This is a genomic window from Actinoplanes sp. ATCC 53533 (assembly GCF_003947245.1).
The window spans coordinates 1-24,685 of the sequence record NZ_QHHV01000040.1; the positions used below are offsets into that span (position 1 = coordinate 1).

Here is a 24,685-nt window from a genome sequence, read left to right on the forward strand (position 1 = left end):
CTCCGCAGGATTCAATCGTGGATCGGTTATGTCACTTCGCGCGTGGCGGCTCGTGGCGCGCCGGGAGCTCGTGACAGGATGCAGCGTGCCCTCGGTTAGCGCAGGGTCCTCGGTCGCCGCGGACACATACGTCGCGGATCTGCACATCCACTCCAAGTATTCGCGGGCCTGCAGCCGCGATCTCACCCTGCCGAACCTCGCCTGGTGGGCCCGACGCAAGGGCATCGCGGTCCTGGGCACGGGGGACTTCACGCACCCCGCCTGGTTCGACCACCTGCGGGAAAATCTCCGTCCCGCCGATGAGCCCGGTCTCTACCGCCTCGGCACCGACGCGGAGCAGGAGGTCAGCCGCAAGCTGCCGCCGATCCTGCAGAGCAGCTCGGACGCGCGGTTCATGCTCAGCGTCGAGATCTCCACGATCTACAAGCGCGACGACCGCACCCGCAAGGTGCACCACCTGATCTACATGCCGGATCTCGCGGCCGCGGCCCGGTTCAACACCGCGCTCGGCCGGATCGGCAACCTCACCGCCGACGGCCGCCCGATCCTCGGCCTGGACTCCCGCGACCTGCTGGAGATCACGCTCGAGGCCAGCCCGGACGCCTACCTCGTCCCCGCGCACATCTGGACCCCGTGGTTCTCCGCGCTGGGTTCGAAGTCCGGCTTCGACGCCATCGCGGACTGCTACGCCGACCTCGCCGAGCACATCACCGCCGTGGAGACCGGCCTCTCCTCCGACCCGGAGATGAACTGGCGGGTCTCGAGCCTGGACCGGTACCGGCTGGTGTCCAATTCGGACGCGCACTCGCCCGCGGCGCTGGCCCGGGAGGCGACGCTCTACACCGGTGCGCCGGACTATTTCGCGATCAAGGCCGGCGAAAGCCTGGCGGGCACGATCGAATTCTTCCCGGAAGAGGGCAAATACCACGCGGACGGGCACCGGGCCTGCGGCATCAACTGGGCGCCGGAGCAGACCCGGGAGCACGGTGGCCGCTGTCCCGAGTGTGGCAAGCCGTTGACCGTCGGCGTCCTCAACCGGGTCGAGGAGCTGGCCGACCGCACCGGCGGGGGAGAACGCGACCAGCAGGTCGTGCACCTGATCCAGCTCGCCGAGATCCTCGGCGAGATCAACGGCGTCGGCCCGAAGTCCAAGACCGTCGACGGCCAGCTCAATCACGTCGTCGCCAACCTCGGTGCCGAGCTGGACATCCTGCGCCGGGTTCCGCTCGACGCGATCGGCCAGGCGGGCGGCGAGCAGCTGCGTGAGGCCATCGACCGGCTGCGGCGCGGCGATGTGCGGCGGATCTCCGGGTACGACGGCGAGTACGGCGTCATCACGCTCTTCGAGCCCGGCGAGCTGCGCAACAGGCAGAGCGCCCCGCAGGCCGAGACGCTGTTCGACATGATCCCCGTACCGGTGCCGCAGCAGCGCAAGGCCGAGCCGGCGATCGGCCGCGCCCCGGTGCCGAAGGCCGCCAAGGAGCCGAAGAAGAAGGCACCGCCGCTGCCCCCGCCGGCCAGCCCGCACGAGCCGTTCGAGCCGATGCTCGCCGGCATGGAAGAGGTCGGCACCGGCCTGCTGGACCGCCTCGACGCCATGCAGCGCGTCGCTGCCTCCGCGCCGGGTGGGCCGTTGTTGATCGTGGCCGGGCCCGGCACCGGCAAGACCCGCACGCTGACGCACCGGATCGCCTACCTCTGCGCCGAGCTGGGCGTCTTCCCCGAGCGCTGCCTGGCGATCACCTTCACCCGGCGCGCCGCCGAGGAGATGCGGCACCGGCTCGACGCCCTGATTCCGGAGGTGGCCGAGGACATCACGGTCGGCACGTTCCACTCGCTGGGGCTGACCATCCTCAAGGAGAACGCCAAGGCGGCCGGGCTCGGCGCGAACTGGCGGATCGCCGACGACGGGGAGCGCACCGCGGCCCGCGAGCAGGCCGGCGACGATGACCTCGCGTACGCGAAGCTGCTCCGCCAGCAGGACCTGGTCGACCTGGACGACCTGCTCACGATGCCGGTGGCGCTGCTGCGCGACGAGCCGGAGCTGGTCGAGCGCTACCGCAAGCGCTGGCAGTGGATCTTCGTGGACGAATACCAGGACGTCGACGACGTGCAGTACGAGCTGCTGCGTCTGCTTGCCCCGGCGAACGGCAACCTGTGCGCGATCGGAGACCCGGACCAGGCGATCTACTCGTTCCGCGGCGCCGACGTCGGCTATTTCCTGCGCTTCAGCCACGACTTCACGGACGCCCGGCTGGTGCGGCTCACCCGCAACTACCGCTCGTCGGCGCCGATCCTGGCCGCGGCCGTGCAGGCGATCGCGCCGACCACGCTGGTCAGCGGCCGGCGCCTGGACCCGGCCCGGGTCAATCCCGAGTCGCCGCTGGTTGGCCGCTACTTCGCTGGCAGCGCGGCGGACGAAGCGGACTTCGTCCTCCGCACCGTTGACGAGCTGGTCGGCGGCCTGTCCCACCGCTCCCTCGACTCCGGGCGCATCGACTCGCGCGCAGTCGCCCCCGGAACGCTGTCCTTCGCAGACATCGCCGTCCTGTACCGCACCGACTCCCAGGCGCAGGCCGTGGTGGACGCGCTGTCGCGGGCCGGCGTACCGGTGCAGAAGCGGTCGCACAATCGCCTGCGGGACCGGCCCGGGGTCCAGGTGATCGCGCGCGAGCTGCGGCACGCGGACGGCCTCGGTGGCTCACTCGCGGCGCGCGTCAAACTGACGGCGCAGGTGCTGGCCCAGCGCTACGCGGCGCCGACCCTGGACGCCGAGCAACTCGCGCCGGAGGATGTCTGGGCGGCTGCCGACCTGCTCATGCCGCTGGCCCACCGGATCGGCGAGGACCTGACCCGGTTCCTGCAGGAGATCGCCACCGGTGCCGAGGTGGACGCGCTCGACCCGCGCGCGGAAGCGGTCAACCTGCTGACCCTGCACGCGGCTAAAGGTCTGGAGTTCCCGGTCGTCTTCCTGGTCGGCTGCGAGGACGGGCTGCTGCCGCTGCGCTGGCCGGGCGCTAAGCCGACGGATGACGAGACGGCCGAGGAACGGCGCCTGTTCTTCGTGGGGCTGACCCGGGCCCAGGACCGGCTCTACGTGAGCCACACGGCGCGCCGCTTCCGGCACGGCAAGGAGCGGGAGCAGTCACCGACGCCGTTCCTGGACGCCATCGACGCGGGCCTCTTTGAGCGCATGGGCGATACCGTCCCGTCCCGTCCCAAGGACCGACAGCTCCGCCTCCTCTGACCGAACCTCCCAGGCCCTCCTGGAGACCTCTGCGAGCACCCGCCGGGTCTCGAAACCTCAGGCAAGCACGATGCCGACCAGCGCACCGGCCAGCAGGGCCGGGCCCAGCGGGAGGGCTGTTCGGCGTTTTGCTCTTCGGGTGAGCAAGAGGGCCAGGGCTACCGGGCCGTTGATCAGGTGGGGTGCCAGGAGTCCCGCTGCCAGCGCCGGCCAGCCGACGAAGCCGAGGGTGAAGCCGAGGACCGTGGCCAGCTTGACGTCGCCCAGGCCGAGGCCGGCTCCCGGGAGCAGAGCGATGATCAGGTAGATGGCCCCGCTGAGGAGAGCCGCCAGTGCTCCCCGGCCGAGCCGGGCCGGTTCGCCGGTCAGCAGGGCGCCGAGGCTCAGCGGGAGCACCGTGGCGGCGGCCAGCAGCGCCACCAGGGCGTCCGGGAGGCGAAGGCAGCGCAGGTCGATCGCGGCCAGCAGGATGCCCAGCGTCGCCGCCGGCAGGAGCACGAGCAGCAGGGGCGCCGGGCCGATCGCCGCGCCCAGGAGGCCCGTGACCACGGCGCCTGCCGCCATCGTCCACACCGGGGGCCGCGAGCACCGGCACGGCGCTCCGGCCCGTACCCAGGTCGGCAGGTCGGCCGTGCAGTCAGCGCAGGTTGATCGCGGCCTGGTGTCGCGGGGCACCGCCAGGCGGTGCGCGACGCGCGGCACGAAGGCCGCCGACGCGCCGCCGAAGACCGCCGCCCACAACGTCACCCAGAATGACATGGGGCTGAACGGTAGTGGGCCGGCGGTCGCGACGCGGGTCGCGTTGCCGACAGACGAGGCGAATCACCCCGTTGTCACCGAGTTGAGCCCAGGTCGGCGCGATTCCGGGAGGGAACGAGCCGGGCGTCCACGCTACGGTGGCGTACAGCGATCCCGCGCCTGGAGGAACCCCGATGTCGCAGAACGGCCCCTACCCCGGCCAGGGCTGGCCGGCCGGCGGATCGTCGGGTTCCGACGAGCCGTATACGGAGCCGGCCGACCCCTGGGGTGACGCCGCCACGCAAGCCTCGCCGACGCCCGAGGCCGCCTGGGGCGGTCAGCCGATGTCGGTGCCGCCCTCGCAGGATAATTCCGCCGCCTTCAACGGCGGCTATCCCGTCGCCCCGGTGAACGGCGCGCCGCCGGTGTGGCAGCAGCCGCCGATGCCGCCGCCGCGCCGGCGAAACACCCCGATCATCGCGCTGGTCGTCGTGCTCGGCCTGCTCATTCTCAGCGGTCTCGCCACGGCCGCCTGGCTGGTGCAGCGCAGCGGCACGCCCGACGCCGGGCAGTCGCTGCAGCCCACCACGGGGGCGACCACCGACAACGGCTCGGTGCCCGGGCCGCGGAGCAGCGAGGACGGGCGCTTCGTGGCCAAGGGCCAGTGCGTGCGCAACGAGGGTACGGCGGACAAAGAGCCCGACCTCAAGATCGTGCCCTGCGCCAGCGGCACCTACGAGGTGCTCAAGCGGGTCGACGGCCGGACCACCGGCGAGGCCGACGCCGAGTCCAAGTGCAGCCAGGTGTCGAAGTACACGAAGTGGTACTTCTACGACAGCCAGCTCGACAGCCTCGACTTCGTCCTGTGCCTCAGGGAGTATGACGGCGACTAGCCCTCTCTAGCTCCAACGCTAGATAGTCGTAGAGAGCGTTCGATTGCTGTCTCTAGCTTTTCGGCTAGAGAGCCCGATACGGTGCTATCCGTGGATCCCGTCCGCAATCCGTACGCGCCCGGCGCCGGCCAACGGCCGCCGGAGCTGGCCGGACGCGGCCGTGAGCTGGACGCCTTCGACGTCGTCCTGGAGCGGATCGCCCGTGGCCGCCCCGAACGCAGCCTGGTGCTGACCGGCCTGCGTGGTGTCGGCAAGACCGTCCTACTCAACACGCTCCGCTCGGCCGCGATCGGCCGGCTCTGGGGCACCGGCAAGATCGAGGCCCGGCCGGACCAGTCGCTGCGCCGCCCGGTCTCCGCCGCGCTGCACATGGCGATCCGCGAGCTGGCTCCGCACCACCGCAACCCCGAGCGGGTCGACGAGGTGCTGGCGGTGCTGAAGGCCTTCGCGCTGCGGGCCAACGACGCCTCGGCGAAGCTCCGCGACCGCTGGACGCCCGGCATCGACGTGCCGCCCGCCCGCGGCCGGGCCGACTCCGGCGACATCGAGATCGACCTGGTGGAGCTCTTCACCGACGTGGCGTCGCTGGCCACGGACGTGGGCACGGGCATCGCCCTGTTCATCGACGAGATGCAGGATCTCGGCCCGGCCGATGTGTCCGCGCTTTGCGCCGCCTGCCACGAGCTGTCCCAGCTCGGCGCTCCCCTGATCGTCGTCGGCGCCGGGCTGCCACACCTGCCGGCGGTGCTGTCCGCGGCCAAGTCCTACTCCGAACGGCTCTTCCGCTATCAGCGCATCGACCGCCTCGACCGGATCGCCGCGGACCTCGCGCTGTGCGCCCCGGCGGCTCGCGAGGACGTGGAATACGAGCCCAAGGCGCTGGACCTGCTATACGAGAAGTCGGGTGGGTATCCGTACTTCGTGCAGGCGTACGGGAAGGCGACCTGGGATCACGCGCCGACGTCGCCGGTGACCGCGCAGGACGTCCGGATGGCGGCGCCGGAGGCCGAGGCGGAGCTGGCGGTCGGGTTCTTCGGCTCCCGCTTCGAGCGGGCCACGCCGGCGGAGCGCGAGTACATGCGCGCGATGGCCTCACTGTCCGGCGACTCGGAGAACGACATGGACGCGGCGGTGCCGACGGCGGACATCGCGGCGGCGCTCTCCCGGCGTCCGGCGAGCCTGTCACCCGCCCGGGACGCGCTGATCAAGAAGGGCCTGATCTACTCGGGCGAGCGGGGCACGGTGGCGTTCACGGTGCCGCACTTCGGGCGCTACCTGCGCACTCAGCCCTAGACCGCGCGCCAGGGCGCGGGGTAGCGAGCCTCGACCTGCCGCAGGGCCAGGACCTGCCAGGCGTCCCCGGCCGAGGACCAGGCGCTGGTGATCCCGTACGGCGCGGCCGGGACGAACCCGAAGCGCCGGTAGTACGCCGGGTCGCCGAGCACCAGCACGAGCCGCTCGCGGGACTCGGTCGCCCGCCGCAGGGCATCGCGCACGACGGCCGTGCCCAGGCCCTGGCGCTGCCGTTCGGGCGCGACGGCGACCGGGCCCAGCGCCAGCGCCTCCTCGCCGCCGATCATCACCCTGCTGAGCAGCGCGAACGCGATCACGCGCGCGTTTTCCACGGCGACGACGGAAAACTCGGGGAGCCAGGCATGGGTCGGCCGCAGCGCCGCCACCAGCCGCGCCTCGCCCTCACCCCCGAACGCCGCTTCCAGAAGACGTCGAATGCCGTCGGCATCCTCGGGCTGCTCAATCCGCACCTCGGTCATGCCCCGAAACCCTACGGACGGTCCGGGAGCAGCTATCCACAACTCACCCAGCGCACGTCCGCGGATCCGGGTATAACGGGGCTATGAAGCCTGTGCGTACCGCAGCCCGCGCCATGCTCGGTGCGATCTTCGTGGTCAGCGGAGTTCGTGTCGTCCTCGACCCGGACTCCAAGGTCCCCACCGCCAAACGGATCACCGACCGGGTCGGGCCGCTCATCGAGCGGGTCGATCCGCGCCTGCCCAGCGACGCGCGCACCCTGGTGCAGGCCAAGGCCGCCACCGATGTCATCGCCGGGTTGCTGCTGGCCAGCGGGCGGTTCACCCGCCCCGCCGCCGCCGTGCTCGCCGCCAACCTCGTGCCGACGACCTTCGCCGGGCATCCCTTCTGGACGCTCCAGCAGCCGGAGCGCGCCCAGCACGAGACGCACTTCCTGAAAAACGTGGGCCTGCTGGGCGGGCTGCTGCTCGCCGCCGTCGACACCCAGGGCAAGCCGGGCATCGCCTATCGGACCAGTCACGCCGTGGACCGCTCACTGCGCTCGATGAAGCGCGCGGTCCGCACCGCCCGGCGCGAGGCCAGGATCGCCACCCGGTCGGCGGCCGCCGCACGCAAGATCCCCGGGTAAATCACCTAACGGGCTCACCCGGCGTTAAGCCGTCGAAACACCAGGGCGGCGCGGCTCCAGTCCGGCGCGGTGACGCCGGTGGCCGAGCTACGGGGGAGGTCGCGCCATGCCCGCGATGCGGACTGCCGCGCGTCCGGCCACGACCAGGTGCACGGTGGTCCTGCTCGCCTGGGTCGGCATCCTGGCCACGATCACCACGATCGCCCAACGGTACGGCTTCAGCGGCCTGGCCGTGGACCGCGCGGCGATCATCCATGCCCTCAACGGTGACGGGCTGTACGCGTACCGGTCGCCGCTGACCCACCTGGGCACCGCGCTGCCGCCGCCAGCGCTGTTGTTGATCTCCCCGGCGGCGTTCCTGCCGCTGCCGCTCGCCGGCTGGCTGACCGCGCTCGCCGGCGTGGCCGCGCTCGGCCTGGCCCTGGTCGCGCTGGTCGGCCCGGTCGCGCGACGGTACGGCCGCCGCCCGTGGCCGGTGGTGCTGGCTGCCGGCGCGCTGGCGCTGACCGTGGAGCCGGTGCGCGCCTCGCTCGGCCTCGGATCGCTGGATCTGCTCGTGTTCGGGCTGGTCACCGCCGACATCGTGGCCCTGCGCCGAGGTGCGTGGGCGCGCAGCCGGGCGGCGTGGTGGCCGGGCCGCCCGGCCTCGTCACCACCGCGCGGCCGCACACCGGGTGACCTGCTGCGCCGGGGATGGGCGACCGGTGCCTGGGCCGGTCTGGGCGTAGGACTGGCAACGGCGCTGGCAGTGGCACCGGCGTTCTTCATCGTCTATCTCACGGTGACCAAGCAGTGGCGCGCGGCGCTGATCGCGACAGGTACGGCGCTGAGCGCGGCGCTCGCGGCGTTGCTGATCAGCCAGCGGGAGACGATCGCCTGGTCCGGCGAGGTGCTGTGGCGCATCGACCGCACCGGCGCCGTCGACGCGATCGCCAACCAGTCGCTGGCCGGCGTGCTCGCCCGCATCTACGACTCGGCGACGACGCCGGTGCTGCTGTGGTTGTCCTTCTCGCTGCTGCTGATCGCGGTCGGGCTGATCCGGGCCCGGGCGGCGCACGCGGACGGGGACGAGATCGCGGCGTTCACGCTGGTCGGGCTGACGGTGTCGATCGTGGGCCCGGTGACCGCCACCCACGAGCTGATCTGGGTGCTGCCGGCGGTCCTGATCCTGATCGACGCGGCGGCCCGCCGCCGGGTGACGACGCAGCGCCCGCAGCCTGCTCGCGGCAGCCGACCGGGGCTGGTCTTCGCGCTCGCCGCCGGAGTGACGTACCTCCTGTTCGTGCTCGCTCCGATGTGGAGCCTGCATGACCCGTTCTCGGCGAACTGCTACGCCTTGGCGCTGATCCTGCTGGTCAACGCCCTGCCGTGGCGTCCGGGTGTGGCACCGGCCTTTCCGATCAACCGATGGCTGGGCCGCTCACCGTCCCGGGCACGGACGAGGACGGCAGCTGCCGGGCCGGGTCGGCTGCCGGATCCCACCCGCCGGACGGACCTGCCAGGAAACCGCCCGGGCGGCCCGCTGCCAACGGCCACGATCCCCCCACCCCGCGACCCGGCCCGCTGAGAATCGCGACTCGCCGGTGGCTCCTGACGTGGCGGAGTGGGGGTTTGTTCCATGCACGGACCTGGCAGAGTGAGGGCGGCCGTTCATGAGCCGCCAGGCGATTGGGTGGCCCCGCCCGACCTCGGCGGGAGCGACGGTCAGCACCAGGCAACCAGGCACGACATGAATTTGATCTAGAACTTGACCTTCAGGAAGTCGGGGTCATGGGCAGTTCACCCATTCCTCGGTGCCGTCGGTGAAGACCTGGCGTTTCCAGATCGGTAGGCGGGCCTTCGCCTCGTCCACCAGCCGGGCGCATGCCGTGAACGCCGCCGCCCGGTGTGCCGTGCTCACCGCCGCCACCAGCGCCACGTCTCCGATCTGCAGCACGCCCACCCGGTGCGAGACCGCCACCGCGTAGACGTTCGGGTCTGCTGCGATCTCCTCCGCCACCTCGCGCAGCACCGCCGCCGCGCTCGGGTGGCCTTCGTATTCCAGCAGGGTGACGCCCTTGCCGCCGTCGTGGTCGCGGACGACGCCCTGGAAGGTGACCACCGCGCCCGCTCTCGGGTCTGCCACGGCCTTCTCGTGGGCGGCCAGGTCCAGGTGGGTGTCGTGGATCTCGGCGATTCGCACTGTCTCGGTGGTGGTCACGGGCGCTCTCCGGGATGCAGCGGCAGGGGGTGGAACGGGACCAGGTCGCCGGTCGCCGCCTGGGTGTCCGGGCGGACCACGACGAAGCCGTCGGCGGTCGCCAGGCCTCGCAGCATCGCCGAGCCGACGTGGCCGACCGGGGTGGCCCGGCGGCCGTCCTGGTCGAGCGCGGCGAGCGCCAGGTGGGTGAAGCCGCCGCGGCCCGGCACCGGCGCGGTGACCTCGGCCCTCGGCAGCGTCGGCAGGTCTCGGCCGTGCAGGCCGGCCAGCAGCGGGGCGACCAGCGTGATCAGCGCGATCACCGCGGACTGCGGGTTGCCGGGCAGGCCGGCCAGGAAGCGGTAGCGGCCGTCCGGGCCGGGCACCCGGGCAAGCAGCATCGGGAAGCCGGGGCGGACCGCCACCGTGTTCACCACGTATTCGGCGCCCAGCTCGGCCAGCGCGGGGTGCAGGTGGTCGACCGGGCCGTTCATCGTGCCGCCGGTCGTGCAGACCACGTCCGCGATCGCCAGCGCTTCCCGGATCGCCGCCACGTGCGCTTCGAGCGTGTCCCGCACCGGGCCGCGCACCGCCGTCGGGCTGACGGTGGCGCCGTAGCGGCGCAGCCAGGCGGGCACCAGGGGGCTCAGCGAGTCGCGGACCCGGCCGGCTCCCGGCGGGCCGCTGGTGAGCAACTCGTCGCCGAAGACCAGCAGGGCCGCGCGCGGCTGCGGTCGCACCGGGATCGTGTCATAGCCGCAGGTCGCGGCCATGCCGAGCACCGCGGGGTCGATCGGGGTGCCGGCCGGCAGCAGCTCCTCGCCCTGCCGGGCCTCGTCGCCGGGCAGCCGCCATTCCGGCTGCGGGCGGGGGGTGCCACTCACCCGCCCGTCGGCGTCGCGGGTCGATTCCTCGACGCGGACCAGCGCTTCGGCGCCCTCGGGGACCATCGCGCCGGTGGCGATCTCCACGCAGGTGCCGTCGCCGGTCAGCGGCGGCGCCGTGCCGCCGGCCAGCACCCGGCCGGCCGGCCGCCAGGGCGCCGGGCCGCGGACGGCCCAGCCGTCGATGCTCGACGTCGGGAACGCGGGCAGGTCGGTCAGGGCGACGAGGGGCTCGCCGAGCGTGCGGCCGTCGGCGCCGGCCAGCGGCACGGTCTCGGCCGGGCCTGCGGCTGCCCGACCGGCTTCGTACGCGAAGGTGCGTGCCTTGTCCCAGTCGACGGGGAGGTTGTCTGCGCTCACTCCGAAAGCTTATGGTCGCCGCCGTCGATCTGGGCGACCGTGTGGACAAGGATCGGCCCCAGCACCGCCAGGCCGTCGCGGGCGCCGCCGGTCGAGCCGGGCAGGTTGACCACCAGCATGCGGCCGGCCACCCCGGCGAGCCCGCGGGACAACGCCGCCGTCGGCACCTTGTCCCTGCTGTAGGCGCGGATCGCCTCCGCGATGCCCGGCACCTCGAAGTCGAGCAGCGGCCGGGTCGCCTCGGGGGTCCGGTCGGTCGGAGTCACGCCTGTCCCGCCGCTGGTGAGCACCACCGCTATCCCATCCGCGCGGGCCGCCCGCAGCGCCTCGGCGACCGGCTCGCCGTCGGGCACGACGACCGGCTCCGGATCCACCTCGCAGCCGAGGTCGCGCAGCCCCGCCACCAGCAGGGGGCCGCTGGTGTCGGCATAGACGCCGGCCGCGGCGCGGTTTGAGGCGACGATGACGCGCGCGCGGATCACGGGCGGTCCACCGGGCGCAGCCAGTCGCCGGTCTTGCCGCCTTCTTTACGCAGCACCCGGACGGACTCGATGCTCGCCGCCGGGTCGACGGCCTTGACCATGTCGATGAGCGTGAGCCCGGCGGTGGCGACCGCGGTGAGCGCCTCCATCTCGACGCCGGTGCGGTCGGCCGTCCGGGTCGTCGCGGTGATCTCGACGCCGGTGTCGGTGATCCGCAGGTCGACGGTCACCCCGTGCAGCCCGATCGGGTGGCACAGCGGGATCAGGTCGGGGGTGCGCTTGGCACCCATGATCCCGGCTATCCGGGCGACCGCGAGCGCGTCGCCCTTGGGCAGGCCGTCCCCGCGCAGCAGGGCCACGACTTCCGGAGTCGTGCTGAGCCGGCCGGCCGCGACGGCCCGGCGCTCGGTCACCGACTTGGCGGAGACGTCGACCATCCGGGCTGCCCCGTCAGCGTCGACATGAGTCATTTTCGCTGCGTTCGTCACCCGTACAGCCTATCCAGCACCACCGCGGGACCCTATTAGCCGTGGAACATGTCGCTTCGTCAGCGATCACCAACGTTCCGTAGCCATTTTGTTTCGCAATCCGTTCCACGCGGTGAATTGGGCCATTGTGCGCTTTCCTCATGCGGACAAGGCAATGCCCTTCGAAGTAGATTGCACATCGGTCACACCCGTCCGCAGCAGGGCATTTATGGGTGTTTGACCCGAGGGCGGGGTCAGAAATCGTTGGTCACCGATTGACTGCGGAGCGTCATTCGCTCGCTACTCATTCGGTACAAAATTCTCGATACTCGCAATTCGTGAAACGAGCGACAAATCCTGCTTCCCCATTCCACGCTCAGTTCCTAGCCTGTTGCCAGGAACCACGAGTTCGGATCTGCCGAATTCGTTGCGGGCGGCGCTCACACAATGGCCACCGCGCATTCACGGGAGTGGGAGGTGTGCGATGCGTGAGATCGACTGGAGCTGAGCCCGAAGACCAACGACCGTCACTCAGGTGCACTGAGGCATTGACAGCGTGTACCGGCCTTGGGCCACCATGGGGACATGGGAAGTTCGCAGTGAACGACGCGAAGACCGACAGGCAGCTCCGGCTGTATGTCGGTCTCGTCGCGTTTGCGGGCCTGGGCTGCCTGATCTGGGCAGTCGGCCGCTTCCCGGCCATGACTCCCGGCGCGCTGCTGTACGCCGTGGCACTGAGCATCATCATCGCGTCGGCCAGCGGTCGCCTGATCGAGGTGCGGATCCGGGCCGACCACATCAACTTCACCTCGACCTCCGGTGCGATCCTCCTCGCGGTGGCTACCGTGCCGCTGCCGCTGACCGTGCTCTGCACGGCGCTCGGCGTGCTGATCGCCAAGGCCGCCCTGCGCGACCCAATCAAGATCACCTTCAACGTCACCAAGAACACGATCGCCGCCACCGCTGCTGCGGTCGCGGCCTACCTGGCCGGCGTCCGGCCGCCGCCCGACCTGACCTTCTCGGCCCAGCCGCTGCCCCGGCTCGTCGCCGCCCTCGTCCTGGCGGCCCTCGCGTACGCCGTCGTCGACGAACTACTCGGTCACACCGTGGTGGCGCTGGCGACCCAGACGTCCTGGCGGCAGTCGTTCACCCACAACTGGGACGTCGTCGCGATGATCCGGCTGATCAACGTCGCGATCGCCCTGGTCGTCGTGCTCGTGGTCCAGCAGGAGCCCCTGTTCATCGCGGCGATGGTGCCGGCGATGCTCGCCCTGCAGTTCGCGACGAAGAACCGCATCCGGCAACGCGCCGACCAGGAGGCCTGGCAACGCCTGGCGGCCAGCACGGACCAGCTCAACGTCACGGATCTGGCCGCCGTCCTGCACGCCGCGGTGACCCGGGCTCCGGAGCTCTTCTCCGCCGACGGCGCCGAGATCGAGCTACGCGACATCACCCCGCCCCGGCTGGTGCGGGGTTCAACGGGCCGGCTCACCTACCAGGGGCCGCCCGGCGGAGCTCCCGCCCGGACCGGGCCGGTCGTCGAGGCTGTCCTGCGAGGTTCGGACACCGCGGCCATCGGGGTGCTGCGACTGCTCTTCCGCAAGCCGGTCAAGCTGGACGAGTCCGAGGAATACAAGCTCCGCACCTTCGCCTCCTCGCTCTACACCGCGGTGCAGAACGCACGCGCCTACGCCGAGCTCAAGCGGATCAACGCCGAGAACGCGTACGCGGCCGCGCACGACCCGCTGACCGGCCTGGCCAACCGCCGCGAGCTGCTGGAGCAGGCGCGCGCGATCTTCGAGGCCCGGAACACCGACGGCATCTTCGCCCTGCTGCTGATCGACCTCAACCACTTCAAGGAGGTCAACGACACGCTCGGGCACACCGCCGGCGACGACGTGCTGCGCGAGGTCGCCAAGCGCCTGGAGCAGGCCACCACGCCCGGTGATCTGGTGGCAAGGCTCGGCGGCGACGAGTTCGCGCTGCTGCTCACCGGCCTGCCGACCCCCGCGGTCGCGACGCACCGGGCCACCGCCCTGCTCGACAGCCTGGAGCGGCCCATCGAGGTCGAGGGCATGCAGCTCACCGTCGAGGCGGCCGCCGGCATCGCCCTGGCCCCGGGCAGCGGCGGCGTCCAGGAGCTGATGCGCCGCGCCGACGTGGCGATGTACCAGGCGAAACGCGGCGGCCAGCGGATCGCGACCTATGCGCACGCGCGCGACACCGCCGACGTGGGCCGGCTCATGCTCGGCGGGGAGCTGCCCCGCGCCATGGCCGAGCACGAGTTCGTGGTCGACTTCCAGCCGATCGTCGATCTCGCCAGCGGCGAGGTGACGTCGGCGGAGGCGCTGGCCCGTTGGCACCACCCGCAACACGGCAACCTGACCCCGATGCAGTTCCTGCAGACCGTCGAGCGCACCGGGCAGCTGCCCGCTTTCGTGGACGCGGTGCTGGAGCAGTCGCTCACCGCGTACCGGATGTGGTTTGAGGCCGGCTTCGACCTGCCGGTGGCCGTCAACGTCTCACCCCGCAGCCTGCTCGACGAGACCTTCCCGGCGGCCGTGCTCGCCCAGCTCGCCCGGCACGGCGTGCCGGCGGACCGGCTGGTGCTCGAGCTGGCCGAGACGCTCACGCTCAGCCAGCTCGACGTCGTCGACCGGGCGCTCATCGAGCTGCGCGACGCCGGGGTGCGGCTGGCGCTCGACGACTTCGGCACCGGCGTGTCCTCACTCTCGGTGCTGTCCCGCCTCCCGGTGCATCAGCTCAAGATCGATCGCAAGTTCGTCCGGGCGGTCGAGACCTCCGCCGAGGCCACCTCCGTGATCCGCTCGACCGTGGACCTCGCGCGCAGCTTGCACCTGGCCGTCGTCGCCGAGGGCGTCGAGAGCGAACCGCAACGCCACGCGCTCTGGGAGCTCGGCTGCATAGCCGGCCAGGGCCACCTGTTCGCCCGGCCGATGCGCTCCGGCCGTATGCTGGCCACGCTGCAGCGCGGTTCCGGCGGACGGCCGGGCGCGCTGGCCGGGACGCTGCATCCGGCCGGGTCCGTCGTTCGGATGCCGCGACGCCGGGCGCCCGGGCAGGGGAGATCTTCTCTGCCACACTTGCCCGCGTGACCCTGCTCGCACGCCTCGACCGGGCCCGCGACGGCCTCGCCGCCGACTCCGCGCTCTACGGGCTGGCCGCCGTGTTCGCCCTCGTCACCGCGCTGACGTCGACGTTGCTGCCGCACCGGGCCTGGGGCGCGATCGCCGCCTGGGCCTACCTCGGCGCGTTCCTGGTCGTGCTGGTGCAGTTGGTGCTGCGGCGGCCGCGGTGGCGGCTGGGGCTGACATACCTCACCTGGGCCGGTGCGGCGATCCTGCCGCTGATCGTCCAGGCGGTGCAGCGCTCCGCTGGGCGCACCGGCCGGGCGCAGGAGGAAGTGCTGGTCGTCGAGCACATGGGCGAACGGCTGGCGAGCACCGGGACGCCGTACCTCGGGCCGGATGCGATCGCCGCGCTGCCGCCGGGTGAGCAGTTGCTGGGCTATGCGCCGTACCAGCCGGGCATGGCCGTCTTCGGCCTGCCGCGCGCGGCCTTCGGCGACGTCTGGTGGACCGACTCCCGGGTCTGGTTCGCGGTCGCGACGGCGGCTGCCCTGGTCGGAGCGGCCCGGTTGCTCGGGCAGTCCGGCAGCAGCCTGGTGCGGGCTGTGCAGTTCGCGACCGTCCTACCGATCTGCGCCCTGACCCTGGCCACGGGTGGCGACGACCTGCCGGTCCTAGCCCTGGCCCTGCTGGCCCTGGCCTGCTGTGCGAGCGGCCGCTACGGCGCCGCGGGGCTCGCGGTCGGCGCGGCCGCCGCCCTCAAGCTCTTCGCCTTCCCGGTCGTGGTCGTCCTCGCCGTGCTGGCCATCGCCACCGGCCACGGCCGGCGCTTCCTGCCCGGCGCCGTCGGCCTGCCGGTGTTGGCCCTGCTGCCCGCGTTCCTGGTCGACGGCGACGCGTTCGTCGAGAACGTGATCCGCTTTCCGCTCGGGCACGGCATCGTGACCAGCCCGGCCCAGTCGCCGTTCCCCGGCTACCTGATCGCCGAGGCGGTGCCGGGCGGTCGTTATGTCGCGATCGGGCTCCTGGTCGCGGTCGCCTTGGCGATCGCCGTCCTGCTCGTCCGGCGTCCGCCACGCACGGCCGCGACCGCCGCGCTCTTCTGCGGGTACGGCCTCCTGGCCGCGATCCTGCTGATGCCCACGACCCGCTTCGGCTACCTGCTGTACCCGCTCGCGCTGCTGGTCTGGGCACCCGCCCTCGGCGCAGTACTCAGCAGACCCACAGCAACTACGGCACCACACGATGACACGGCCTTGTACCGTTTGTGAGATGCAGATGACCTGTCCGAAGTGTCATGGCGAGATGCGGGTTTACGAGCGCAGCGGCGTCACGGTCGACCAGTGCACCGAGTGCCGTGGGATCTTCCTCGACCGCGGTGAGCTGGAAAAACTCTTCGAGGCCGAGGCCAACTGGAGCGGGCCGGGAGCGGCCGCCGCCGCCCCGCGGCCGGCGCAGGCCCCGCCCGCGCCGCAGCCGGGTGGCTACGCCCCGCCGCCCGCGCCGGCCCACGGTGGCGGCTATGCGTCACCGCCGCCGCCCGCGTACGGCCAGCCCGCATACCCCGCCGCAGCTCCCTACGGCGCCCAGCAGCCGCAGTATGCCGCCGGATACCACGGCCACTACCGCCAGCAGGGCCACCACGGGCACTACCGGGGCCGGAAGAAGCACAAGGGCTTCCTGAACGAGTTCTTCGGCTGAGCCCTCCGCTGTCCCGCCCGCCCCCACTGGATGCGGGCGGGCCAGCGGCGTGCCAAAGTGCTGGGTCATGGGACTTCCCGCGCCGGCCGTGCTCGCCGCGGCCCTGCACGCCGCGTATGCGGGCCTGACCTCGGTCGTCGACGACCTCGACGACTTCGACCTGCTGCTGCCGACCGGCTGCCGCGGCTGGACGATCTCCGACCTGCTGCTGCACCTGACCCTGGACCCGCAGCGGGCCCTGGTCGCGCTCGCCACCCCCGCGGCCGGGCCGCCGGACACCGACTTCGTCTCCTACTTCCGCTCGTTCCCCGGTTCCGGCGTTGCCGCCGAGGCCGTCGCGCACGCTCAGTGGGTGCGACGCACGGCCGCGGCCTTCGGCCGGCCGAAGAGCATCGTCGAGCTCTGGACCGAGACGGCACGGGCAACCGGGTACGCCGTCAGCAAAGCCGACCCGGCCGGCCTCATTCGCACGCAGAGCCTCGTGCTGGCGGTCCCCGACTTCGTGGCGACGCTGGTCACCGAGGCGGTGATCCACCACCTGGACATGATCGTGTCGCTGCCGGACGCGCCGGAGCCGCTGCCCGAGGCCGTGGCGGTCGCGCTATCCACCATGGATGGGCTGGCCGGGGCGGACGGGTTGCCGGTGCACTGGTCCGAGCGCGAGGCGCTGCTCAAGGGGTCGGGTCGGGAGGATCTCACGGCCGAGGACCGGCAGGTCCTGGGCGACCGCGCCGACCTCTTCCCGCTGCTGAGCTGACGACTCGCTCCCGGGCCTGGCGATCTACTGCCGCTACCAGCTGCCGTCGTCGCGGATGCGTTCCGCCGGGCCGTCGCCGGTCAGGAGGCTGAGCAGGGCCTCGTCCAGGGAATCGCCCAGGAACCATTCGCCGCCCTGGTCCAGCGCGAACACCCGGCCGCGCTCGTCGATCGCCACGATCGCGTCGCCTTTGGCCTCCACGCCGATCGGGAACAGCGCCGCCCCGATCACCTGGGCCAGCTCGCCCAGCACGTCGGCCGAGTGCGCCGCCGCCACGGGTTCGAGGTTGAGCCAGCGCACCCAGCGGCGCACCCCCGGGCCGCGCAGGCCGCAGAAGATGCCGGGGAAGTCCATGATCGCCGCCCGGGCCGCCGGGAACGGTTCGTGCCTGTATCGCAGGCCCGGCACGTTGACCACGTCGTCGATGATGCCGTCGGCCAGCACCTCGGCCACCACCGGCTGGGTCGGGCGCCAGCCCGCGTCGGCGAGCGCGCCGGCGACCTGGTCCGGGAAGCGGCCGGGCTGGGCGATGTTCTCCGAGTACGGCCGGAAGGGCTCCACGAACGCCAGATGCGACCAGGGCAGCAGCGCGAAGTCGACCAACGTCAGGATGCACGACTCGCACGGCCGCGCCACGGTGGCGCCCAGCGGGTCACCCCGGTCGCGGACGTAGTAGGCCTCGAAGTCGGCGGTGCGCAGCCAGGCCCGGGCCTCCTCCAGCGTCAGCGGCTCATCGCGCTGCCGGTCGGCCTCGTGCAGGGCGTCGGAGAGGGCGATCAGCTCGGCGTGGCGCTCGGTGCCGCGCACCGTGCGGGCCGGCTCCAGGCCCGCCAGGTAGGCCGCGACCAGCGGGTGGTGGTTGATCTGCTGGTCGCCCTTGGCGCCGCGGGCGATGAAGAGCCGCCCGTCGACGGTCAGGTGCGCGGCGGTGGTGGGAGTCGGCCGGCGGCGAGCGTTGCGGCGCAGCTCGACCTCGGGATCAACCGTGCGGCGCTGGGCGACGACGGCCGGCTGGTGCGAGCGGTAGAGGTCGGCGATCACGCTCGCGGGCACACCCGGGTAGGTGGACAGGACGCCCGTCTGCCGGTCGATGACCGTGCGGGCGCCGTCACCGGGGATCGGCAGGATGGTAGGCGGCTGCTTGGTCCAGACCACGAAACCGAGGTCGAACTCGGAGATCATGGGCAGGCACTCGTACCCCCGGCGCTCGGTCTCGACCCGCGCCCAGCCGGCAGCGATCTCCTCGGCGTCCTCCCGCGTAATCATTCTGAACCCCTGTCACCCCGCATCCGTGTGCGAGGTGAAACTACCGGAGCACGTCGCGTTGCGCCGCCCGGTAGGGTCACCTCGATCGAAGGTCGGGTGCCGGGGGAGGACGACCGTGGCGGACATGGCGGATCGCGATGCCAACCACGCGCTGCGCGCGCGCTTCGACGACGTGTTCGGGCAATACCAGCGGCTCCGGTCCGGCATGGACGACATGCAGCGGCGGCTGGCGGAGCTGCAGGTCAGCGCGGAGTCGGACGACGGGCTGATCCGCGCGACGGTGGGCCCCCGCGGCCAGCTGATCGACCTGCGGCTGGACCGCCGCATCTACCGTGACATGGACGCGGCCGAGCTGAGCCGCAAGATCGTCACCACCACGGAGCAGGCCGCCGCGCAGATGGCGGAGCAGGTCCAGCAGATGATGGCCGGCTACCTGCCGGCCGACTCGGGCCCGATGCAGTTCATCAAGGACAACGACTTCGGCTCGCTGCTGCGTCGCCAGGACGCGATCATGCGCGAGGCGGACGACAATGGCTGAGGAGCTCTGGCTCGACCCCGACCGGGTGGCCAGCGGCGGTCGCGACCTCGCGTCGGCCGGCAAGCAGCTGGGCACGGAACGGTCCGGCATCGGCGGCGAGGTGGCCTCGATGAGCAGCCAGCGCCCGTGGGGCAACGACGACATCGGCCAGACCTTCGAGAAGAACTACCGCCCGATCGAGCAGCAGGTGCTGCTGGCCTGGGAGAAACTCGGCCTGTACGTCGAGGGCCTGGGCGACGCGGTGGTCGATACGGTCCGTGCGGCCACCGAGTCGGACCAGCACGCAGCCGTACAGGTGGAGCGGACGTATAGGAAACGCTCGTGACGATCCTGCCCAGCCCCATCCCACACCCGCTCGACTACATGCCGTTCGACGTGCCCGGCTGGGCCTACGAGGCGCTCGAGTGGGTGGTCGGCTTCGACTGGCCGGAGGGCAACGAGAAGACGACGTGGGACGTCTCCGATCGCTGGTACGCGATCGCCCAGCGCCTGGCGGAGCCGCGCGAGGAGGCCTATCAGGCGGCCGGCGAGGTGCTCTCCGGGTACGGCGGAGCGGGCGCGCAGGCCTTCAAGGGCGCCTGGGACCAGCTCTCCGCGGACGAGAACGCGCCGCTCAACTCGCTCCTGGCGATCGCCGACGAGCTGGGCAAACTGGTCGAGGAGTGCGGCTGCGACATCGAGGGAGCCAAGCTCGAGGCCTGGATCGAGATCGGCCTCTTCCTGATCGAGCTGATCGGCATGGCGGTCGCCGTGGCGCTGACCCTGGGCGCGGCCTCCCCGGCGGCGGCCGGCCTGATCGCGGCGACCCGGCTGGCCATCCAGCAGATCTTCAAGCGGCTCATCGCGCAGCTCAGCAAGAAGGCGATCAAGAAGTCGCTGAAGGAGGCCGGCCAGCGGGCGGCCAGGCAGCTCACCACCAAGGCGGGCCTCAAGAATCTCGGCAAGGAAGCCTTCAGGGAGGGCTTCGACGAGATGAAGGAGGAGATCGCGACCAACGGCGCGATCCAGGCATACCAGAATTCCACCGGACGCGCGCACGGCTTCGACATGCAGGAGCTGGGCATGTCGGCGGCCGGAGGTTTCGCGGGCGGCTTCGCGGCGAGCGGGGCGAGCATCGGCAAGGGCGACCACGGCGGCGGCGGGCTGTTCCGCGGGATGGGCGCCGAGGTGCTGGGTGAGTTCGGCGGGGCGGCTGTCAGCGGTGACCTGCCAAGTCTGGAGAGCGTGGCGAAGTCGGCGACCTCGGGGGCCAGCGGGTCGCTGATCGCCGGAACCAAGTCGGGCTTCGCGGACGGACTGGCCGACCAGGTCGGCAACCTGACCGTGCCGAGTGGCGGGGCGGACCTTGGATCCGGTTCGTCGGCGGGGGACGGGACCGGGTCGGGGCCGTTGTCGCCGGTTTCCTCTCCGCCTTCCCCTTCCTCTCCGTCTTCCTCTTCCCCGTCCTCTTCGTCTTCGCCGTCCTCAGCGGTGCCGGGCGCTCCTTTGTCGGTTTCGTCCGATCCGACGTCATTCGCTAGTGGATCGAGTAACTCCACGGCCGGACCGGTGTCCGTTTCGTCAGATGGCGACTCGGCCTATCCGGCCCGGTCTTCGGATCCGACGTCAGTGACCTTCTCGGCTGCGACGGGGGACTCCGGCGGTTCCGTGGCCTCCCCCGGCGGGGTCAATCTGTCGAGCCTCGCGCCTCCGGTTGACGCCCCTCCGTCGTCGTCCTCGTTCAGCGGGGATTCGGGCATCGCGGGGGCTTCGGCGTCCGCTGGTGCTGTCACAACGGCAGGCTCCTCCGGGCCTTCTGGCGCTTCGGCCCCTGCCGGGTTCGCAGGGCCTGGGGGATTGGGCGGCACCGCCGGGCCCGGCACGCTCGCCGGTGCTGCTCCGCCTGCCGGACTTGCCGGATCTGCATCGCCCGCCGGACTTGCCGGATCTACGTCGCCTGCCGGCCTTGCCGGATCTGCATCGCCCGCCGGACTTGCCGGATCTACGTCGCCTGCCGGACTTGCCGGGGCCGGCGGTCCTTCCACGTCTCCTGGTTATGGCAGTGGCGGGTCCGTGTCCACTTCGGGCTCCGGTCCGGCTACGGCTGGGACGCCGGCGTCGGGCAGCAGTCCTCCCGCCGCGGGTGCGGCCCCCCGGTTCACCACGCCACCCGACGGACTCAGTCCCTGGTCTCCGTTCGGCACGGATTCGCCTAGCGCCTCCTCCCGAGGCCCTGGGACGGCTGCCGGGGTGGATCTCGGCTCACGCACCGGCGTTCCGACCGGCACCACGCCGGCGACCGGCCCGAACGTGTCCACGCCTGCCGGCGCCAACTCGTCGCTGCCCGGCATCAGGCCCAACGCATCCGCCCCAACCGGGATCGACCCCTCGCCCACCGATAGCAGGACGAAGCCAACCGGGCCCTCGCCAACTGGACTCTCGCCTACCGGGCCCTCGCCCACCGGACCTTCGCCCACCGGACTCTCGCCCACCGGACCTTCGCCCACCGGACCCTCGCCCACCGGACCCTCGCCCACCGGACCCTCGCCTACCGGACCGAGCCTGACGCCCCCCGGGACCACCACTCCTACCGGGACCAGCCCAAACCTCGTCCCACCGCAGACCAGCCCCGACCTCACCACCCAGGCCGGAACCCGCCCGAGCTCAACGCCGCCAGGGATCGAGCCGCGGGAGACGACACCTCCCGGGTCCACTCCGTCCGGGGCGGCGCCGGTGTCCGGTTCTGCTCGCGGCTCGGCTTCGGTTGAGGTCCCGCCGCCCGCCAGCGGGCTCGGCACCGGCGTGCTTCCCGGACGGTCCGATCCCGCTGGGCCCGCGCCGACTGCGCCCGCGCGGCCACCGCAGGTGCCCGGACCTCGGGACGGGGCTGTGGACGTACCCTCGCGGTCGACCGACCCGGCGGTTCTCGCAGCGGCCGGACCCGGCCGGGGTTTCCCGCCGCAGAGTGCGGCCGAGGCCGCCGCGGCAGCGCCCGAAGTGACCGACTATTTCCGGAACACGCAGCAGCTGCGCGAGGCCTACGCGACGTACCGCCGCCAGGACGTGATCGACGCGTTCGAGGGCAAGGCGGAGAGCGCGCGCCGCCGGGCCCGAAGCGCGCGGCGTTCCGCGCGGGTTGCGCGATTCCTCAAGTTCGACCCGCACATGGCCGCGTTCTTCCAGGCCAACGTCGACGTGGCGATCGCCGAGGCCGAGCGGGCTGAGGCACAGGCGGCCACGCTGAAGGATCCGGCATGGCGGCCACCGCCGGGAACCATCACCGACGTCGCGCCGCAGGACTGGCACCGGGCCAATGAGGACCGTGGCCTGCTGGCGCCCGGTGGGGTGTCGCTCGGCAACCGGTCGATGCTCACCGGCACCGATCACCCGCCGTCGATCGACGGCACCCGGCGCTACGGGACCAGGGCCGGCCTGCGGGAGCCGCTCGCCCAACACCAGATCGACCTGGAAAGCGCGGTGCCCCGCGACGGCAACGGCGATCCGGTACGCGGTGCCGACCCGCGCGCGCCATACTTCCAGCTGGTCAACGACGGTGGTTCGCAGGCCGACCCGACGCGCGGCATCAACTGCCAGGACTGCGTGCTGTCGTTCTTCGACACGTACGTGCACGGCCGGCCGCGGGTGTCGGCGCCGCGCACCTTCGACGCCTACGGCGAGGGCGACTCGACAAGGCCGCTGTACGGCGAGGACATCGGCCCGGAACGCGTCGAGCACGCGACCGGCGGCCGGTTCCAGTCACTGTGCCCGATCGTCGCGGGCGAACGCCCAGCGGTCGCCGGACAGCGAATCCAGCAGGCCCTGGGAGACGTGTCGGCGCAGCTGCTGGCGGGCGGCCACGGATCCTTCGCCTTCCTGGTAAACGCGTGGGAAGGCGGCTCGGCACACGCCTGGGCGGCGGTGAACCAGAACGGCCAGATCCTGTTCGTGGACCCGCAATCGGGCCGCGTCGCGCCCCCGGGCACCAGCCTGTACGGCCACCTGGGCCAGCCAGACGCAGCGAACGTGGTAGCGGTGGACGCCCTGGTCGTGGACGGCCGAGGCAACCCGATGCCATTCAACGGCAGGCCGGACGGGCTATGGCGCCCAAAGCAGACGACGCTGCCACCCCCGCCGCCACGACCCGCGCCGGTCTACTACTCGTCCGCCTACCAGCAGACGGCGCCTCAGCCCAACGTGTCGCCTGCGCCTTTCCCCGCCCCGGCGCCCCCAGTCCCACCTTCGCCCCCGGCCCCGCCTTCGCCAGGTCCTTCGCCTTCGCCAGGTCCTTCGCCTTCGCCGGTTCCTGCTCCTTCACCCGCGCCCGATCATTCGCACGGGCCTGACCTTTCGCACGTGCCCGACCTTTCGCACGGACCTGACCTTTCGCACGGGCCCGACCTTTCGCACGGACCTGACCTTTCGCACGGGCCCGACCTGTCCCCCACACCGGGGCCTTGGTCCGCACCTTCGCCGGCGCCTGAGCCCGCACCCGCACCGCCGCCCTGGTCCGCGCCTTTGCCCGCACCGCCTCCCTCGCCTGAGCCTGCGCCGTCGCCTCGGCCTACCCCCGCGCCCCAGCCTGCGCCGGATCTCCTCGATCACTCTCCGGCCCCCCGCGTCGAGTCGCCGGATGTGCTGCTGGCCGACGAACTCGGTCAGATCGGCCGAGCCGAGCCGGTTCCGCCGCTCGATCCGCGGCCAGGACCCGACCCCCGGCCCGACCAGACACCGCCCGTTCCGACGCCGGAACCCGAGCCGCCTGTCCCGCCGCAGCCCGCTCCGAAGCCGATTCCGTCGCCGCGCCCCCCGATCGACCGGATCGCCGAAGCGCTGGCACCGAGGCCCACGCCGGTGGACCGCATCGCGGAGGCGCTGGCGCCCCGCGACGATCTACAGCAATCCCGGTCGACGAACCACAGCCCCACGCGCGACGACGCGCCGCTGACCCGGACTGCGACGCCCGACCCCACCAGGGAATCCGCTGCGGCGCCGAACCTGGCCTCGGCCGATTCCTTGATCGACAAGGCCCTGGAGACCGGCACGCCGGACCGGAACCACCCGGCCGAGGTCGACCCCGAACGCGCCCAGCGGCTGGAACGGCAGCGGCAGACCGAGCACGATGCCCGGGAACGCAAGTCGTACCGCGAATACCAGGAACACGCGCGCTCCACGCATGAGGACAACCGGCGTGCCGAGTATTCGGACTATCTGCTCCGGATCGCCGACGGGCAGCGGGCCAAAGTGCTCGAACTCAGCATGCGGGCGGACGCCGCGTTCACCTCGGGTTCCGAGTTGCACGGCGAGCATTTCCGGGCCGAGGCGCGACGTACCAGCGAGGACGCCGACGACCTGGAGATCAAGGCCCGACAGGTACGAACCGGGGAGTTCGCGCCGGAGCGGGTCGAGGTCGAGTTGGCGGACTGGATCCGCATCAACGACGACGTCGGCACGCTGGCGATCGGCGGCGTCGACACCGGAGACCGGTCGGCACTGACCGGCGACGACGTTCCGCCGTCCGTCGACCACAGCCGACCGTACGGGAAACGTGGCGGGTTGCGCGCGCCTCTCGCCGTACATCAGGTTGATCTGGAAAATGCCATGCCGCGAGATGCGGACGGCCGGGTGGTGCGCCTGGCCGATCCCCGAGTGGGAGATTGGTTCGGGCTGGCGAACGATGGCGGCCCGGCCGCCGACCCGACCCGCGGCA

General features: G+C 72.0%; 20 protein-coding genes. 12 read left to right on the plus strand and 8 right to left on the minus strand.

The features are described from left to right. Positions 1–85 precede the first annotated feature (85 nt). The gene (locus tag DMB66_RS14915; protein ID WP_233624564.1) at positions 86–3,247 is read left to right on the plus strand and encodes a UvrD-helicase domain-containing protein; all 3,162 of its coding nucleotides are present in this window, start codon (positions 86–88) and stop codon (positions 3,245–3,247) included. Positions 3,248–3,304: 57 nt separating this feature from the next. On the opposite strand, the gene DMB66_RS65550 is transcribed toward DMB66_RS14915, so the two are convergent. Next, positions 3,305–4,006: a prepilin peptidase gene (locus tag DMB66_RS65550; protein WP_305025515.1), complete on the minus strand. Its 702-nt coding sequence runs from the start codon at positions 4,004–4,006 to the stop codon at positions 3,305–3,307. Positions 4,007–4,179: 173 nt separating this feature from the next. Here DMB66_RS65550 and DMB66_RS63725 point away from each other — a divergent pair, with 173 nt between their 5' ends. Beyond that, on the plus strand, positions 4,180–4,878 hold the full coding sequence (locus tag DMB66_RS63725) for a hypothetical protein (RefSeq protein WP_233624565.1): 699 nt from the start codon (positions 4,180–4,182) through the stop codon (positions 4,876–4,878). A 90-nt stretch (positions 4,879–4,968) separates the two neighbouring features. After that, positions 4,969–6,171 carry an ATP-binding protein gene (locus tag DMB66_RS14930; RefSeq protein WP_125804680.1) on the plus strand — a complete coding sequence of 401 codons (1,203 nt, stop codon included), beginning with the start codon at positions 4,969–4,971 and terminating at the stop codon, positions 6,169–6,171. Here DMB66_RS14930 and DMB66_RS14935 read toward each other — a convergent pair. After that, positions 6,168–6,650 (minus strand): GNAT family N-acetyltransferase, encoded by a 483-nt coding sequence (locus DMB66_RS14935; protein ID WP_125804681.1) that lies wholly within the window; start codon positions 6,648–6,650, stop codon positions 6,168–6,170. The two genes, DMB66_RS14930 and DMB66_RS14935, sit on opposite strands and share 4 nt — an antisense overlap. A gap of 83 nt (positions 6,651–6,733) precedes the next feature. On the opposite strand from DMB66_RS14935, the gene DMB66_RS14940 reads away from it, so the two are divergent. Beyond that, on the plus strand, positions 6,734–7,276 hold the full coding sequence (locus tag DMB66_RS14940; RefSeq protein WP_125804682.1) for a DoxX family membrane protein: 543 nt from the start codon (positions 6,734–6,736) through the stop codon (positions 7,274–7,276). 106 nt (positions 7,277–7,382) lie between these two features. Continuing rightward, a complete protein-coding gene (locus DMB66_RS14945; protein WP_125804683.1) occupies positions 7,383–8,843 on the plus strand; it encodes a glycosyltransferase 87 family protein in 1,461 nt (486 codons plus the stop codon). Positions 8,844–9,044: 201 nt separating this feature from the next. Here the strand turns inward: DMB66_RS14945 and DMB66_RS14950 are convergent, their stop codons facing one another. Genes DMB66_RS14950 through moaC form a run of 4 tightly spaced genes read right to left on the minus strand, consistent with a single transcriptional unit; the run spans position 9,045 to position 11,651 of the window. After that, positions 9,045–9,458 (minus strand): molybdenum cofactor biosynthesis protein MoaE, encoded by a 414-nt coding sequence (locus DMB66_RS14950; RefSeq protein ID WP_125804696.1) that lies wholly within the window; start codon positions 9,456–9,458, stop codon positions 9,045–9,047. A 14-nt stretch (positions 9,459–9,472) separates the two neighbouring features. Continuing rightward, on the minus strand, positions 9,473–10,699 hold the full coding sequence (locus tag DMB66_RS14955; RefSeq protein ID WP_125804684.1) for a molybdopterin molybdotransferase MoeA: 1,227 nt from the start codon (positions 10,697–10,699) through the stop codon (positions 9,473–9,475). Then, a complete protein-coding gene (locus DMB66_RS14960) occupies positions 10,696–11,181 on the minus strand; it encodes a molybdenum cofactor biosynthesis protein B (protein ID WP_125804685.1) in 486 nt (161 codons plus the stop codon). Before DMB66_RS14960 ends, DMB66_RS14955 begins: the two co-directional genes overlap by 4 nt. Continuing rightward, a complete protein-coding gene (gene moaC, locus DMB66_RS14965; RefSeq protein WP_370318439.1) occupies positions 11,178–11,651 on the minus strand; it encodes a cyclic pyranopterin monophosphate synthase MoaC in 474 nt (157 codons plus the stop codon). The genes DMB66_RS14960 and moaC overlap by 4 nt, the downstream gene beginning before the upstream one ends. A 596-nt stretch (positions 11,652–12,247) precedes the next feature. Between moaC and DMB66_RS14970 the strand changes: the two genes are divergently transcribed. From DMB66_RS14970 to DMB66_RS14985, 4 genes are all read left to right on the plus strand, one after another. Next, a complete protein-coding gene (locus DMB66_RS14970) occupies positions 12,248–14,764 on the plus strand; it encodes a bifunctional diguanylate cyclase/phosphodiesterase (protein ID WP_125804687.1) in 2,517 nt (838 codons plus the stop codon). Continuing rightward, on the plus strand, positions 14,761–16,008 hold the full coding sequence (locus tag DMB66_RS14975; RefSeq protein WP_233624567.1) for a glycosyltransferase 87 family protein: 1,248 nt from the start codon (positions 14,761–14,763) through the stop codon (positions 16,006–16,008). Before DMB66_RS14970 ends, DMB66_RS14975 begins: the two co-directional genes overlap by 4 nt. Position 16,009: 1 nt before the next feature. Beyond that, positions 16,010–16,438, plus strand: a complete 429-nt coding sequence (locus DMB66_RS14980; RefSeq protein WP_370318442.1) for a zf-TFIIB domain-containing protein — start codon at positions 16,010–16,012, stop codon at positions 16,436–16,438. A 67-nt stretch (positions 16,439–16,505) separates the two neighbouring features. Then, positions 16,506–17,195: a maleylpyruvate isomerase N-terminal domain-containing protein gene (locus tag DMB66_RS14985; protein ID WP_125804689.1), complete on the plus strand. Its 690-nt coding sequence runs from the start codon at positions 16,506–16,508 to the stop codon at positions 17,193–17,195. Positions 17,196–17,228: 33 nt separating this feature from the next. On the opposite strand, the gene DMB66_RS14990 is transcribed toward DMB66_RS14985, so the two are convergent. Beyond that, on the minus strand, positions 17,229–18,461 hold the full coding sequence (locus tag DMB66_RS14990; protein ID WP_125804690.1) for an SUKH-3 domain-containing protein: 1,233 nt from the start codon (positions 18,459–18,461) through the stop codon (positions 17,229–17,231). Between the two features lie 124 nt (positions 18,462–18,585). On the opposite strand from DMB66_RS14990, the gene DMB66_RS14995 reads away from it, so the two are divergent. Both DMB66_RS14995 and DMB66_RS15000 read left to right on the plus strand, forming a co-directional pair. Continuing rightward, positions 18,586–18,999: a YbaB/EbfC family nucleoid-associated protein gene (locus tag DMB66_RS14995; RefSeq protein WP_233624568.1), complete on the plus strand. Its 414-nt coding sequence runs from the start codon at positions 18,586–18,588 to the stop codon at positions 18,997–18,999. Beyond that, on the plus strand, positions 18,992–19,324 hold the full coding sequence (locus DMB66_RS15000) for a hypothetical protein (protein WP_125804692.1): 333 nt from the start codon (positions 18,992–18,994) through the stop codon (positions 19,322–19,324). Before DMB66_RS14995 ends, DMB66_RS15000 begins: the two co-directional genes overlap by 8 nt. Positions 19,325–19,514: 190 nt before the next feature. Here DMB66_RS15000 and DMB66_RS60875 read toward each other — a convergent pair whose 3' ends face one another. Continuing rightward, the gene (locus DMB66_RS60875; protein WP_148112737.1) at positions 19,515–20,114 is read right to left on the minus strand and encodes a hypothetical protein; all 600 of its coding nucleotides are present in this window, start codon (positions 20,112–20,114) and stop codon (positions 19,515–19,517) included. 1,753 nt (positions 20,115–21,867) lie between these two features. Between DMB66_RS60875 and DMB66_RS60880 the strand changes: the two genes are divergently transcribed. After that, positions 21,868–24,685, plus strand: a 2,818-nt coding sequence (locus DMB66_RS60880) for a toxin glutamine deamidase domain-containing protein (RefSeq protein WP_255440675.1), incomplete at its 3' end; no start/stop codon positions are given.